This window comes from Kitasatospora sp. NPDC008115, from assembly GCF_042957205.1.
In the GTDB taxonomy this organism is placed as follows: domain Bacteria; phylum Actinomycetota; class Actinomycetes; order Streptomycetales; family Streptomycetaceae; genus Kitasatospora.
Map to the genome: position 1 here is coordinate 303,764 of NZ_JBIBHU010000004.1, position 14,817 is coordinate 318,580.

General features: G+C 73.4%; 13 protein-coding genes. All 13 read left to right on the forward strand.

From position 1 onward, the window contains the following. Window positions 1–342: 342 nt before the first annotated feature. The 13 genes from ACFZBX_RS07670 to hpnH all read left to right on the forward strand — a co-directional run bounded on the left by ACFZBX_RS07670 (window position 343) and on the right by hpnH (window position 14,766). On the forward strand, window positions 343–1,098 hold the full coding sequence (locus ACFZBX_RS07670; RefSeq protein WP_391532031.1) for a sugar phosphate nucleotidyltransferase: 756 nt from the start codon (window positions 343–345) through the stop codon (window positions 1,096–1,098). Next, entirely contained in the window at window positions 1,086–2,159 is a 1,074-nt protein-coding gene (locus tag ACFZBX_RS07675; protein ID WP_391532032.1) for an iron-containing alcohol dehydrogenase family protein, read from the forward strand. Before ACFZBX_RS07670 ends, ACFZBX_RS07675 begins: the two co-directional genes overlap by 13 nt. Before the next feature lie 91 nt (window positions 2,160–2,250). Beyond that, a complete protein-coding gene (locus ACFZBX_RS07680) occupies window positions 2,251–2,988 on the forward strand; it encodes a CDP-alcohol phosphatidyltransferase family protein (RefSeq protein WP_391532097.1) in 738 nt (245 codons plus the stop codon). A 125-nt stretch (window positions 2,989–3,113) separates the two neighbouring features. After that, window positions 3,114–3,959: a glycosyltransferase family 2 protein gene (locus ACFZBX_RS07685; RefSeq protein ID WP_380757893.1), complete on the forward strand. Its 846-nt coding sequence runs from the start codon at window positions 3,114–3,116 to the stop codon at window positions 3,957–3,959. Between the two features lie 154 nt (window positions 3,960–4,113). Further along, window positions 4,114–5,049, forward strand: a complete 936-nt coding sequence (locus tag ACFZBX_RS07690; protein ID WP_391532033.1) for an ABC transporter permease — start codon at window positions 4,114–4,116, stop codon at window positions 5,047–5,049. 34 nt (window positions 5,050–5,083) lie between these two features. Beyond that, a complete protein-coding gene (locus ACFZBX_RS07695; protein WP_391532098.1) occupies window positions 5,084–5,887 on the forward strand; it encodes an ABC transporter ATP-binding protein in 804 nt (267 codons plus the stop codon). 274 nt (window positions 5,888–6,161) lie between these two features. Next, on the forward strand, window positions 6,162–7,184 hold the full coding sequence (hpnC, locus tag ACFZBX_RS07700; RefSeq protein ID WP_391532034.1) for a squalene synthase HpnC: 1,023 nt from the start codon (window positions 6,162–6,164) through the stop codon (window positions 7,182–7,184). Between the two features lie 41 nt (window positions 7,185–7,225). Further along, window positions 7,226–8,083: a presqualene diphosphate synthase HpnD gene (hpnD, locus tag ACFZBX_RS07705; protein WP_391532099.1), complete on the forward strand. Its 858-nt coding sequence runs from the start codon at window positions 7,226–7,228 to the stop codon at window positions 8,081–8,083. Between the two features lie 166 nt (window positions 8,084–8,249). After that, window positions 8,250–9,686: a hydroxysqualene dehydroxylase HpnE gene (gene hpnE / locus ACFZBX_RS07710; RefSeq protein ID WP_391532035.1), complete on the forward strand. Its 1,437-nt coding sequence runs from the start codon at window positions 8,250–8,252 to the stop codon at window positions 9,684–9,686. Window positions 9,687–9,856: 170 nt separating this feature from the next. Further along, a complete protein-coding gene (locus ACFZBX_RS07715; protein WP_391532036.1) occupies window positions 9,857–10,945 on the forward strand; it encodes a polyprenyl synthetase family protein in 1,089 nt (362 codons plus the stop codon). A gap of 7 nt (window positions 10,946–10,952) precedes the next feature. Further along, a complete protein-coding gene (gene shc / locus ACFZBX_RS07720) occupies window positions 10,953–13,046 on the forward strand; it encodes a squalene--hopene cyclase (protein ID WP_391532037.1) in 2,094 nt (697 codons plus the stop codon). Further along, on the forward strand, window positions 13,043–13,738 hold the full coding sequence (locus tag ACFZBX_RS07725; protein WP_391532038.1) for a 1-hydroxy-2-methyl-2-butenyl 4-diphosphate reductase: 696 nt from the start codon (window positions 13,043–13,045) through the stop codon (window positions 13,736–13,738). The genes shc and ACFZBX_RS07725 overlap by 4 nt, the downstream gene beginning before the upstream one ends. A gap of 2 nt (window positions 13,739–13,740) precedes the next feature. Then, window positions 13,741–14,766: an adenosyl-hopene transferase HpnH gene (hpnH, locus tag ACFZBX_RS07730; protein WP_391532039.1), complete on the forward strand. Its 1,026-nt coding sequence runs from the start codon at window positions 13,741–13,743 to the stop codon at window positions 14,764–14,766. The last annotated feature ends 51 nt before the right edge of the window (window positions 14,767–14,817 follow it).

The following is a 14,817-nucleotide window of genomic DNA, read 5'->3' on the forward strand; positions in this document are numbered from 1 at the left end:
GGGAGCACTTCGGGAGCACGGGGAGCAACCACGGCTCGCACCGGTGGCGTCGCGCCCCAGTCTGCCGTACGGGTGGCACCGCGCAGGGGTCCCACGCACAACCGGTCGGCACGGGGGCGTCAGGTGGCGGGGGAGGGGCGCCGTAATAGTAGAGATGTTCGGAATGTGTTCGATCGGTGTTCGACGCTCCGGCCGCGTTCGGGCCGGTGGTCATGGTCGCCTACCATCACATAGGACACCGCGGCCGCATCTCGGCGGCCCCGGCGCGCCATCGCCGGTCACCCGGAGACTCCCGGTAGCCGCGCGCGGCCGCGCACCGCACGACGGATCAGGAGACCCCGCATGATCGGCCTCGTTCTGGCAGCCGGCGCAGGCCGCCGACTGCGCCCGTACACCGACACCCTGCCCAAGGCGCTGGTGCCGGTCGACGGGGAGCGGACCGTCCTGGACCTCACCCTCGGCAACTTCGCCGAGGTCGGCCTGCGCGAGGCGGCGATCGTCGTCGGCTACCGCAAGGAGGCGGTGGAGGAGCGCAAGGAGGCCCTGGAGCGGAAGTACGGGGTCCGGCTCACCCTGGTCGAGAACGACAAGGCCGAGGAGTGGAACAACGCCTACTCCCTCTGGTGCGCCCGTGACCTCTTCACCGAGGGCCTGCTGCTCGCCAACGGCGACACCGTCCACCCGGTCTCGGTCCAGCGCACCATGCTGGAGGCCAACGCCCGGCTGGCCGCCGAGGGCCGCGAGCCCGGCATCCTGCTCGCCCTCGACACGGTCAAGCGCCTCGCCGACGAGGAGATGAAGGTGGTCGTCCACCCGACCGCCGGCATGCGCCGCATCACCAAGCTGATGGACCCGACCGAGGCCACCGGCGAGTACATCGGCGTCACCGTGATCAACCCGTCCGCCGCCGCCGACCTCGCCGACGCGCTGCGCGCCACCTACGAGCGCGACCCGCAGCTGTACTACGAGGACGGCTACCAGGAGATGGTCGACCGCGGCCTGCGGATCGACGTCCAGCCGATCGGCGAGGTCTCCTGGGTCGAGGTCGACAACCACGACGACCTGGCGAAGGCGCGGGAGATCGCGTGCCAGTACTGACCCGGCTGGTGCCCTCGCCGGTCTTCGTGGAGATCCGCCCGGGCGCGCTGGACTCCCTCGGCGGCATCCTCGCCGACCAGCGGGTGTCCGCCTCGGGCCGGATCGCGGTGGCGATCAGCAACGGCTCGGGCTCGGTGCTGCGCGCCCGGCTGGAGCCTGCGCTGCCCGGTGCCGACTGGTACAGCGTCGAGGACGGCAGCCTCGACAGCGCGGTCCGGCTGGCGGACGAGATCCGCGGCGGGGTGCACGGCGGCCACTACGACACCGTCGTCGCCCTGGGCGGCGGCAAGATCATCGACGTGGCCAAGTACGCCGCCGCGCGGATCGGCCTGCCGCTGGTCTCCGTCCCCACCAACCTGGCCCACGACGGCATCTGCTCGCCCGTCTCCACCCTGGACAACGTCGGCGGGCGCGGCTCCTACGGGGTGCCCAGCCCGATCGGCATCGTGATCGACCTGGACGTGATCCTGGGCGCCCCGCCGCGCTTCGTCGCGGCCGGCATCGGCGACATCGTCTCCAACATCTCGGCCTGCGCCGACTGGGAGCTGTCGCACGCCGAGACCGGCGAACCGGTGGACGGACTGGCCGTCGCGATGGCCCGCTCGGCCGGCGAGAACCTGCTGCGCCACCCGGGGAACCTCCAGGACCGGGGCTTCCTGACGGCCCTCGCGGAGGCACTGGTACTGTCCGGCATCGCGATGAACATCGCGGGCAGCACCCGGCCCTCGTCGGGCGCCTGCCACGAGATCTCGCATGCCCTGGACGTGCTGTATCCCAAGCGGTCCGCCCAGCACGGCGAGCAGGTCGGCCTCGGCGCCGCCTTCGCCAGCTTCCTGCGGGGCGAGCGTGAGCTGACCGGCCTGATCGTGGAGCGCCTGGCGCACCACGGGCTGCCGGTGACCGCCGCTCAGATCGGCTTCACCGAGGCGGAGTTCACCGAGGCGGTGCACTACGCTCCGAACACCCGGCCGGGCCGCTTCACCATCCTTGAGCACCTCGACCTCTCCCCTTCCGCAATCAGGGACGCGTACGCCGACTATGTCCAAGCCGTCAACAGCTGACCGCTCCGCCGCGGGGGCCGCGCCGCCGCCGGTGGACCTGACCCGCCGGCCCTCGATCGAGGAACTGCGCGCGGTGATCCACCCGGAGGGCATGCTCCAGCGCCGCAGCGCCGAGCACTGGGCCGGCCGGCTCTACATGCGGAAGATCTCGCTGCGGATCACCCGGGTGCTGTCCACCGTGACGGCGATCACGCCCAACGGCCTGACCTACCTGATGATGGTCACCGGCATCCTGGCCGGCGCCGCGCTGGTCGTCCCGGGGATCGCGGGCGCCGTGCTGGCGGCCCTGCTGATCCAGGTGTACCTGCTGCTGGACTGCGTGGACGGCGAGGTGGCCCGCTGGCGCCGGCAGACCTCGCTCACCGGCGTCTACCTGGACCGGGTCGGCCACTACATGTCCGAGGCGGCCCTGCTGACCGGCCTCGGCCTGCGCGCCACCGACCTGCTCCACCGCGAGGGCTCCGCCGCGCAGTGGGAGTGGGCCTTCCTCGGCACGCTGGCCGCGCTCGGCGCGATCCTGATCAAGTCGGAGACCGACCTGGTCGACGTCGCCCGCGCCCGCAGCGGGATGACGGCGGTCGAGGACAGCGCCTCGGTGCCGCGCTCGGCCGGCGTCGCCAGGGCCCGCCGGGCGGCCTCGCTCCTCAAGTTCCACCGGCTGGTCGGCGCGGTCGAGGCCTCGCTGTTCATCCTGGCCGCGGGCGTCGCCGACGTCCTCCACGGGGGACTGTTCTTCACCCGGATCGCCGTCGTCGTGCTGGCCGCGATCGCCATGCTGCAGACCGTGCTGCACCTGCTGAGCATCGTCCTGTCGAGCAGGCTCAGGTGAGCCGGGTGAAGGGGAGCAGCGTGAACGGGAGCGACGTGCAGGGGAGCGACGTGCAGGGGACCGGAACCGAGGCCGCGGGGGGCACCGGCGCCGACGCCTTCCGGCTCGGCGCGGTGATCATCACCATGGGCAACCGCCCGGCCGAGCTGACCGCGCTGATCGAGTCGGTCCGCGCCCAGCAGGGCCCGCCCGTCGAGCTGGCCGTGGTCGCCCAGGGCGTCCCGATGCCCCCGCTCCCGGAGGGCGTGCGCACCGTCGAGCTGCCCGAGAACCTCGGCATCCCCGGCGGGCGCAACGTCGGCATCGAGCTGTTCGGCCCCAACGGCCGGGACGTCGACGCGGTGCTGTTCCTGGACGACGACGGCCGGCTGCCCGGCACCGACGCGGCCCGGCTGCTGCGCGAGGCCTTCACCGCCGACCCGGAGCTCGGCATCGTGAGCTTCCGGATCGCCGACCCGGACACCGGCGCCACCCAGCGCCGCCACGTGCCCCGGCTGCGCGCCAGCGACCCGCTGCGCTCCTCCCGGGTGACCACCTTCCTCGGCGGGGCGAGCGCGGTGCGCTGCGCGGTGTTCGAGAACGCCGGCCAGCTGCCCGCCGAGTTCTTCTACGCGCACGAGGAGACCGACCTCGCCTGGCGCGCGCTGGACGCCGGATGGTCCATCGACTACCGCGCCGACGTGGTGCTCCACCACCCCACCACCTCGCCCGCGCGGCACGCCACGTACTTCCACAATGTGGCCCGGAACAGGGTTTGGCTCGCGAGGCGGAACCTTCCGGCCCTGTTGGCGCCTCTATACCTGGGAACCTGGTTCCTGCTCACGCTGGCCCGCCGGCCCTCCCCGGAGGCGCTCAAGGCCTGGCTGGGCGGGTTCAAGGCGGGCTGGCGCGAACCCTGCGGTGCGCGGCGGCCCATGCGATGGCGTACCGTGTGGCGCCTGACCCGGCTGGGCCGACCGCCGGTCATCTGATCAGTCCGACGACCGTGCGGTAGGACGGCCGTCATGGCCGGTGACCACACACCGGCCGCACTCCCCCCGATATCCGAGTGGATCCCCAGCGGCGCAAGGCCGGCGGACCCCCGTCGACCGGCCCGGTGCCGACGATCCCGCGCGAAGGACGAATGTGTCGACAGTGAGTGAACCCGTCAGCCTCTCAGCCCCGAGGGGGGCGGACGCGGGCCTGACCCCCAAGCAGCTTGCGGACAAGTACGGCCTGACGGTGAGCGGCAGACGGCCCGGCCTGTTCGCCTACAGCAAGCAGCTCTGGGCCCGCCGCCACTTCATCTGGGCCTTCGCCACGGCGCGCCTGGTGGCCCAGTACACCGACGCCAAGCTCGGCCAGATCTGGCAGGTCGTGACGCCGCTGCTGAACTGCGCGGTGTTCTACCTGGTCTTCGGCGAGATCCTGAGCAACAAGGACGACAACCCGTACTACGTCGCCTGGCTCTGCATCGGCGTCTTCATCTTCCAGTTCACCCAGAACGCCGTGCAGTCCGGCACCCGGGCGATCTCGGACAACCTCGGGCTGATCCGGGCGCTGCATTTCCCGCGCGCCTCGCTGCCGGTCGCGTTCACCGTCATCCAGCTCCAGCAGCTGCTGATCTCGATGGTCGTGCTGTTCGCGGTGGTGCTGCTGAACGGCGTCGAGCCCGGCCGGACCTGGATCCTGGTGGTCCCCGCGCTGGTGCTGCAGTCGATGTTCAACACCGGCGTCGCCCTGATCTTCGCCCGGATCGGCGCCAAGACCAGCGACATCTCCCAGCTGATCCCGTTCGCGATGCGCGCCTGGCTGTTCCTGTCCGGTGTCATGTACAGCATCACGGACAAGATCAAGGAGTGGCCGGAGTTCTGGCAGAAGGTGATGGAGCTCAACCCGGCCTCGGTCTACATCGACCTGGTCCGCCACGCCCTCGCCCCGGTCATCTACAACAAGCACCAGGCGCAGTTCCTGGAGTTCCCGCCGCACCAGTGGAAGTACGGGATCGCCTGGGGTGTGGGCATGCTGGTCATCGGATACGTCTTCTTCTGGAAGGCTGAGGAGGAATACGGCCGTGGCTGACACCGACGTGCGGGGGACCGACCTGACCAAGGGCCTGAAGGACGCCGCCCCGCGCCGCAAGCTGTTCGACGCGGACGTCGCCCGCGAGCCCACCGTCATCTGCGACGACGTGCACATCACCTACCGGGTGCACGGCGCCGGCTCCGGCAAGGGCAGCGCCACCTCGGCGCTCAGCCGGATCATCAGCCGCAAGCGCGCCTCCGGCGTGCGCGAGGTGCGCGCGGTGAAGGGCGTCAGCTTCACCGCCTACCGGGGCGAGGCGATCGGCCTGATCGGCTCCAACGGCTCCGGCAAGTCCACCATGCTGGCGGCCATCGCCGGCCTGCTGCCGACCGAGAAGGGCGGCATCTACACCAACGGCCAGCCCTCGCTGCTCGGCGTCAACGCCGCGCTGATGAACGAGCTGACCGGCGAGCGCAACGTCGTCCTCGGCTGCCTGGCCATGGGGATGTCGCCGGCCGACGTGCGGGGCCGCTACCAGGACATCGTCGACTTCTCGGGCATCAACGAGAAGGGCGACTTCATCTCGCTGCCGATGCGCACCTACTCCTCCGGCATGGGCGCGCGCCTGCGCTTCGCGATCGCGGCGGCCAAGACCCACGACGTGCTGCTCATCGACGAGGCGCTGGCCACCGGCGACCAGGCCTTCCAGAAGCGCAGCAAGAAGCGGATCACGGAGCTGCGCGAGGAGGCCGGTACGGTCTTCCTGGTCAGCCACGACAACGCGTCGATCCGCGAGACCTGTGAGCGGACCATCTGGATCGAGGCCGGCGAGCTGATCATGGACGGGCCGACCGAGGAGGTCGTCCGCCGTTACGAGCGCGGCGAGCGCCCGTAACGCGGCGCGGCGGCGCGCAGGACCGTGCGGCGGGGCCGGTTCCGGAGGACGTCCGGGACCGGCCCCGCCGTTCGTGCGCCCCCGGCCCGCCCGCCGTGCCCCGGGTGGCCCGCCGCCGCCCGGGTGAGCGCCCCGTGCGCCGGGCGAGGCGCTCTTCTCCGGCGCGGACGTTGGTGCGAGTCTGTAGGCGCGGGGGTGGTGTGCCGGACGTGACTCCCGTGATCGGACGCGTGTCCGACTCGGGCCGGTCACCGGAGCGGTGTAGAACGGGGGAGTGACAGCAGTGTCGGCTTCGGCCCAGCCCAACAGTGATTCCCCGACCGGGGACGGCCACCCGGCGGAGAGTGCCGCGGGAGCGGCGACCCTCGCCAAGGCGGACGCGGAGAACTTCCCGGTCGCCCCGTTCTTCCTGCCCGCCGCGTGGCGCGACGACCTCATGACGGTCTACGGCTTCGCCCGGCTGGTCGACGACGCCGGAGACGGCGACCTCGCCGACCCGGCCGGCACCGCCGCACTGCTCGGCGCGCCCTCCCCGCCCCCGGCCTCCGGCGCCGTCCCCGACGGCCCGCACCGGCCCGGCCCCGCGGAGACCGCCTTCCGGCTCGCCCTGCTGGACGGCCTGGAGCGCGACCTCGACCGGGTCTTCGAGACCGCCCTCGCCCCCTCCGCGGCGGCCGAGGCCCCCCGCCACCCGCTGATGCGCCCGCTGGTCCCGCTGGTCGACCGGCACGGCCTCACCCCGGAGCCGTTCCGCCGGCTGATCCAGGCCAACCGGGTCGACCAGACCACCGACCGCTACGCCACCTACGACGACCTGCTCGGCTACTGCACGCTCTCCGCCGACCCGGTCGGCCGCCTGGTGCTGGCGATCGCCGGCGTCTCCACCCCCGAGCGGATCGCGATGTCCGACGCGGTCTGCACCGCCCTGCAGATCGTCGAGCACCTCCAGGACGTCGCCGAGGACCTCGCCCGCGGCCGGATCTACCTGCCCGCCGAGGACCTCGAACGGTTCGGCGTCACCGAGCAGGACCTCGCCGCGCCGTGCGCCGGCCCCGCCGTGCGCCGGCTGATCTCCTTCCAGGTGGACCGTGCCCGCACCCTGCTCGACCGCGGTGCGCCATTGGTAGGTACGGTTCGGGGGAGGCTTCGACTGCTCCTGGCGGGATTCACCGCGGGCGGTTACGCGGCCCTGGCGGCCGTCGAGGACGCCGGGTACGACGTTCTCGCCCAGCAGGCGAAGCCGGACAAGCGCCGCCTCGCAGCGAAGGCGGCGGCCATCTTCGCGAAGGGAAGGTGAACGCCCGAGTGGCGGCATCACCACTGGCGTCTGCGCCGGTCATGGCGGCGTACCGGTACTGCGAGGCAGTGACGGGGCTGCAGGCCCGCAACTTCAGCTACGGCATCAGGTTGCTGCCGGAGCCGAAGCGGCTGGCCATGTCGGCCCTGTACGCGCTCGCGCGCCGGGTGGACGACATCGGCGACGGCGACCTCCCGGACGACCGCAAGGCCGAGGCCCTGCTGCGCACCCGCGAGCTGCTGGACGAGGTCCGGGCGGGCTCCGTCGCCGAGGACGACACCGACCCGATCAAGGTCGCGCTGGCGGACGCGGCCCGGCGGTTCCCGATCCCGCTCGGCGGCTTCGACGAGCTGATCGACGGGGTCGAGATGGACCTCAAGGGCGCCGAGTACCAGACGTACGAGGAGCTCAAGGTCTACTGCCGGTGCGTGGCCGGGGCGATCGGGCGGCTCTCGCTCGGCGTCTACGGCTGCGACGACCCCGAGCGCGGCGCCCGTTACGCGGACACCCTCGGCCTGGCGCTCCAGCTCACCAACATCCTGCGCGACCTGCGCGAGGACGCCCTGAACGGCCGCACCTACCTGCCGACCGAGGACCTCGTCCGGTTCGGCTGCCAGGAGGGCTTCGCCCGGCCCCGCCCGCCGGTCGGCGCCGACTTCACCGGGCTGATCGCCTTCGAGGCGGCCCGCGCCCAGGCGGCCTTCGAGGAGGGCCTGCGGCTGCTGCCGATGCTCGACCGTCGCAGCCGGGCCTGCACCGCCGCGATGGCCGGCATCTACCACCGGCTGCTCGGCCGGATCGCCGCCGACCCGGAGTCGGTGCTGCGCGGCCGGGTGTCGCTGCCGGGCTGGGAGAAGGCGTATGTGGCGCTTTCCGGGCTCGCCGGGGGGCGTTCTTGATTCTTGCCACAGTTCTGTCACGCTGTGTCAGCGGGGAATCACTTTTGGGTAGAGCCCTGTTGACGGCTGTGCCGGATCCGACCGCACTGGTCCCGGGTCCGACCGCATTGACCACGGGCGCTCCGGCCACGACCGGACCGGGCGCGGGACGCGAGGGGGAGAGCCGATGACCGGGCGAGCCGACGCCGCGCGCCCGGCCGCCGTCGTGGTCGGCGGCGGCCTCGCGGGCATCACCGCCGCACTGCGGCTGGCCGAGGCCGGCCACCGGGTCACCCTCGCCGAGGGCCGCCCCCGGCTGGGCGGCCTGGCCTTCTCCTTCCAGCGCGGCGAGCTGACCGTCGACAACGGCCAGCACGTCTACCTGCGCTGCTGCACCGCCTACCGGGGCCTGCTGGAGCGGCTCGGCGCCAACCGGCTGGTGCACCTCCAGGACCGCCTGGACGTGCCCGTGCTGGGCGTCTCCGGGCCCGCCGGGGCACCGGTGCGCACCCTGGGCCGGCTGTCGCGCGCCGGGCTGCCGGTGCCGCTGCACCTGGCCGGCAGCCTGGCCCGCTACCCGCACCTGGGCCCGGCCGACCGGGCCCGGGTGGTCCGCGGCGCCCTCGCGCTGCGCCGCCTCGACCTCGCCGACCCGGCGCTGGACGCCGTCTCCTTCGGCGACTGGCTGCGCAGCCAGGGCCAGAACGAGCGCACCCTCGCCGCGCTGTGGGACCTGGTCGGCGTGGCCACCCTGAACGCCCGGGCCGACCAGGTGTCGCTGGCGCTCGCCGCCATGGTGTTCAAGACCGGGCTGCTCTCCGACCCCGGGGCCTCCGACATCGGCACCGCCGCCGTCCCGCTCGGCGCGATCCACCACGACCGGGCGCTCGCCGAACTGGAGCGCGCCGGCGTGAAGGTCCTGCTGCGCGCCCGGGTGAGCGAGCTCAAGCCCGCCGTCCCGCAGCACGCCGTCCGGCTGGAGGGTGTCGACGAGCCGCTCGCCGCCGACACCGTGGTGCTGGCCGGCGCGCAGGACACCGCGGCGGCCCTGCTGCCGCCGGACGCGATCGCCGGACAGGACCGGCTCGCCGGGTTCGGCACCGCGCCGATCCTCAACGTGCACGTGATCTACGACCGCCGGGTGCTGCGGCGGCCGTTCTTCGCCGCGCTCGGCTCACCCGTCCAGTGGGTCTTCGACCGCACCGCGCACTCCGGCCTGGCCGCGACCGCGCTCGGCGCGGCCCACCCCGGCGCCCAGTACCTGGCGCTGTCGCAGTCCGCCGTGCAGGACGAGATCGACCTGCCGGTGGCCGAGCTGCGCCGCCGCTACCTGCCGGAACTGGCCCGGCTGCTGCCCGCCGCCGGCGGGGCCGAGGTGCTGGACTTCTTCGTCACCAGGGAGCGCACCGCCACCTTCGACCCGGCCCCGGGCACGGCCGCGCTGCGCCCCGGCCCGCGCACCGCCGTCCCCGGCCTGCTGCTGGCCGGCGCGTGGACGGCCACCGGCTGGCCCGCCACCATGGAAGGGGCCGTGCGCAGCGGCCACGCCGCCGCCGACGCGGCCCTCGCCGCCGACGGCCGGCGCCGGCCCGTGGACCGCGGCGACGGGAGGTGGCCGCGGTGACCGGCGCCCCGCCCCCCGGGGGCGGCGGCGAGCCCGTCAGAGCGGGCGGTCACCCGTTCGGTCCCGGCGGCACGACCGTCCTCGCCGGCCGTGGCCCCACCGGCCGCACCAAAACCGCCAGCGTCCGGCCGTCCCACGCGGCCAGGCACCACCAGGGAGAGGGAACGTACGTGGAGTCACGCATCGGCAGGGCCGTCGGAGGCACGGCACATGCCGAACCGGTCTCGGTGCCGGAGCTGCTCAACCGCACCCGCGCGCTCTGCACCCCGCCGCTGAGGGCCGCCGTCGCCCGTCTGGCGGCACCCATGGACACCGTAGCGGCGTACCACTTCGGCTGGATCGACCGCGACGGCACGCCGGTCGCGGGGGACGGCGGCAAGGCCGTCCGCCCGGCCCTGGCCCTGCTCTCGGCCCAGGCCGCCGGCGCCCCGGCGGAGGCCGGCGTGCCCGGTGGGGTCGCTGTTGAACTGGTGCACAACTTCTCCCTGCTCCATGATGATCTGATGGACGGTGACGAGACCCGGCGCCACCGGGCCACCGCCTGGACGGTCTTCGGCCCGGCCCAGGCGATCCTGGTCGGTGACGCCCTGGCGACGCTCGGTACGGAGGTGCTGCTCGACGCCGCGACCACGGGTGGCGCGAGCGCCACCGACGCCGCGCGCGCCGTCCGGCTGCTCAACACCGCCAGCCGCCGGCTGATCGACGGCCAGGCGATGGACGTCGCCTTCGAGCAGCGGGACACCGTCACCGTCGCCGAGTGCCTGGAGATGGAGGGCGGCAAGACCGCCGCCCTGCTCTCCGCCGCCTCGGCGCTGGGCGCCGTCCTGGCCGGCGCCGACGACCGGGCCGCCGACTCCCTCCAGCGCTTCGGCGAGCACCTCGGCCTGGCCTTCCAGGCGGTGGACGACCTGCTCGGCATCTGGGGCGCCACCGAGGTCACCGGCAAGCCGCACTGGGGCGATCTGCGCCAGCGCAAGAAGTCCCTGCCGGTCGCCGCCGCCCTCGCCGAGGGCGGCGCGGCCTCCCGTGAACTGGCCGAACAGCTCGCCGACCCCAAGGGGCGCGGCGAGGAGAGCGAGACCGAGCTGGCCGCCCGCGCCCTGCTGATCGAGAAGGCCGGCGGACGAGCCTGGACCCAGGAGGAGGCCCGCCGCCAGCACACGACTGCCCTCGCCGCCCTGGACGAGGTGCCCATGCCCGATGTGGTGCGCGAGCACTTCGTCGCACTCGCCGAATTCGTGGTGGTACGAGAGAGGTGACGTTACGTTGACAGCAACCGCGGACGGCCGGCTCGACCCTGAGTACGATTCCGAGCCGGTCGCGGTGGGCGGCCTCCCCCCGGCGCTGCTGAGCGCCGGGCGGTGGCAGCCCGAGGGGTCCGGCCCCGACGCCCCGGCCGGCCGGACCGACCAACCGCAGGACGGCGCCGCCTCCGCCGAGGAGGCCCTGGCCCGTGCCACCACGCACCTGCTCTCCCTGCAGAGCTCCGAGGGGTGGTGGAAGGGCGATCTGGAGACCAACGTCACGATGGACGCCGAGGACTTACTGCTCCGGCAGTTCCTCGGGATCCGCGCCGAGGAGCAGACGAAGGCGACCGCCGAGTGGATCCGCTCCCAGCAGCGCGAGGACGGCACCTGGTCCACCTTCCACGGCGGCCCGGCCGAGCTCTCCACCACCGTCGAGGCCTACGTCGCCCTGAAGCTCGCCGGGGACGACCCGAACGCCCCGCACATGCTGGCCGCCGCCCGCTGGATCCGCTCCGCCGGCGGCATCGCCGCCTCCCGGGTGTTCACCCGGATCTGGCTCGCACTCTTCGGCTGGTGGCCCTGGGACCGGCTGCCCGAGATGCCGCCGGAGATCATGTTCCTGCCGAAGTGGCTCCCCCTGAACATCTACGCCTTCGGCTGCTGGGCCCGGCAGACCATCGTCCCGCTGACCATCGTCTCCGCCCACCGCCCGGTCCGTCCGGCCCCCTTCCCGCTCACCGAGCTGCACACCGACCCGGACGACCCCTTCCCCGCCCGGCCGCTCGCGCCCGCCACCAGCTGGGACGGCCTGTTCGAACGCCTCGACAAGGTCCTGCACGCCTACCACCGGCGCGCCCTGCGCCCGCTGCGCCGCCTCGCGCTCTCCCAGGCCTGCCGCTGGATCGTCGAACGCCAGGAGGCCGACGGCTGCTGGGGCGGCATCCAGCCCCCCGCCGTCTACTCGCTGATCGCCCTGCACCTGGAGGGCTACGAGCTCGACCACCCGGTGATGCGGGCCGGCCTCGCCTCCTTCGACCGCTTCACCGTGCACACCCCCGACGGCCGGCGCTGGCTGGAGGCCTGCCAGTCCCCGGTCTGGGACACCTGCCTGGCCACCATCGCCCTGGTCGACGCCGGCGTCCCGGCCGACCACCCGGCGCTGGTCTCCGCCGTCGACTGGATGCTCGGCGAGGAGATCACCAAGCGCGGCGACTGGTCCGTCCAGCGGCCCGCGCTCGCCCCCGGCGGCTGGGCCTTCGAGTTCGAGAACGACACCTACCCGGACATCGACGACACCGCCGAGGTGGTGCTCGCGCTGCGCCGGGTCGCCCACCCCGACCCCGCCAAGGTGGCCGGCTCCGTCGACCGGGGCGTGCGCTGGAACCTCGGCATGCAGTCCAAGAACGGCGCCTGGGGCGCCTTCGACGTCGACAACACCAGCACCCTGCCGAACAAGCTGCCGTTCTGCGACTTCGGCGAGGTCGTCGACCCGCCGTCCGCGGACGTCACGGCGCACGTCGTGGAGATGCTCGCCGAGGTCGGCCGGGCGCACGACCCGCGCACCCGGCGCGGCGTCGAGTGGCTGCTGCGCAACCAGGAGGCGGACGGCTCCTGGTTCGGCCGCTGGGGCACCAACTACATCTACGGCACCGGCTCGGTGCTGCCCGCACTGGTCGCCGCCGGCGTACCCGCCGAGCACCCGGCGATCCGCCGGGCGGTGCGCTGGCTGGAGGACCGCCAGAACGGCGACGGCGGCTGGGGCGAGGACATGCGCTCCTACGACGACCCGGAGCGCTGGGCCGGGCGCGGCGAGTCCACCGCCTCGCAGACCGCCTGGGCGCTGATGGCGCTGCTCGCGGCCGACGAGGGACCGGACGGCCGGGCCAACCCGGCGGTCGAGCGCGGCGCCGACTGGCTGGTGCGCACCCAGCTGCCCGAGGGCACCTGGGACGAACCCCAGTTCACCGGCACCGGCTTCCCGTGGGACTTCTCCATCAACTACCACCTGTACCGGCTGGTGTTCCCGGTCACCGCGCTCGGCCGCTACCTGCACGGCAGCCCCGCCACCGGCCGCCCGGCCGGCGGACCGGCGGCGATCGGGGCGTCCCGGTGACCGCTTCCCCGCTGCTGGTCCTCTGCGCGCTCGGCCCCGAGGTGTGGGCCCTGCGCGGCGGGGACTGGCGCGGCGCGGCGGGCGGCCCGCCCGTCGTGGTGCGCACCGGGGTCGGCCGGCGGCGTGCCTCACTCGCCGTCAGGAGGCTGCTCACGGCCGCCCCCGGCGGCTACGGCGCCGTCGTGGTGGCCGGCTTCGGCGCCGCCGTCGCGCCGGGAATAACGCCCGGTGACGTGATCGTTGCCGACGGGGTGCGCGATGCCGAGGGCAACCACTTCGCCGTCGACTCCGGCCCGTCGCTCACCCGGGCCCTCACCGTGCGCGGCCTGACCGCGCACACCGGCGTGCACCACACCGCCGACCACGTGGTGCGCGGCCTGGAACGGCGCGCCCTGCACCTCCAGGGCGCGCTCGCCGTCGACATGGAGGCCGCCGCCGTACTGGCGGCCCTGTGCGAGCTGCGCCCCGGCCTGCCGGCGGCCGTCCTGCGGGTCGTGGTCGACACGCCCGAGCGCGAGCTGCTGCGCCCGGGCACCCTGCCGGCCGGCGTCCGCGCCTGGCGGGCGCTGCGCTCCACGGTGCCCGCCCTGGTCGACTGGCACCTTCGCAACGACCGGCCGGCGCGAGGCCGCCCCGCGCCCGCCGCCCTCAACCACCCCACATCCTCGACGCTCCCCCAGGAGGCGAGCTAGCCATGGCCATGCCGCTGCGCCAGACCGTGCGGGTCGGCACCTACCTCATGCAGCAGAAGCTGAAGCGACGCGACAAATTCCCGCTGATCGTCGAACTGGAACCGCTCTTCGCCTGCAACCTGGCCTGCGAGGGGTGCGGAAAGATCCAGCACCCGGCGGGCGTGCTGAAGCAGCGCATGCCGGTCGCCCAGGCGGTCGGCGCGGTCCTGGAGTCGGGCGCCCCGATGGTCTCGATCGCCGGCGGCGAGCCGCTGATGCACCCGCAGATCGACGAGATCGTCCGGCAGCTGGTCGAGCGCCGCAAGTACGTGTTCCTCTGCACCAACGCGCTGCTGATGCGCAAGAAGCTCGACAAGTTCAAGCCCTCGCCGTACTTCACCTTCACCGTGCACATCGACGGGCTGCGCGAGCGGCACGACGCCTCGGTGGCCAAGGAGGGCACCTTCGACGAGGCGGTGGAGGCGATCAAGGAGGCCAAGCGGCGCGGCTTCCGGGTGACCACCAACTCCACCTTCTTCAACACCGACACCCCGCAGACCATCATCGACGTGCTCGACTACCTCAACGACGACCTCAAGGTCGACGAGATGATGATCTCCCCGGCGTTCGCCTACGAGAAGGCGCCCGACCAGGAGCACTTCCTCGGCGTCGAGCAGACCCGCGAACTGTTCCGCAAGACCTTCGCCGGCGGAAACCGGCGGCGCTGGCGGCTCAACCACAGCCCGCTCTTCCTGGACTTCCTGGAGGGCAAGGTCGACTTCGAGTGCACCGCCTGGGGCATCCCCAACTACTCGCTGTTCGGCTGGCAGCGGCCCTGCTACCTGATGGCCGACGGCTACGTGCCGACCTACCGCGAGCTGATCGAGAAGACCGACTGGGACAAGTACGGCCGCGGCAAGGACGCCCGCTGCTCCAACTGCATGGCGCACTGCGGCTACGAGCCGACCGCCGTCCTCGCCACCATGGGCTCCCTCAAGGAGTCCCTGCGGGCGATCACCGAGACCGTCGGCTCCAGCCGGAGCCGCTGAACGCACTCCCCGGCGGCCGGCGCACCGCGCCGCCCGCCCCGTCCGGCCCGG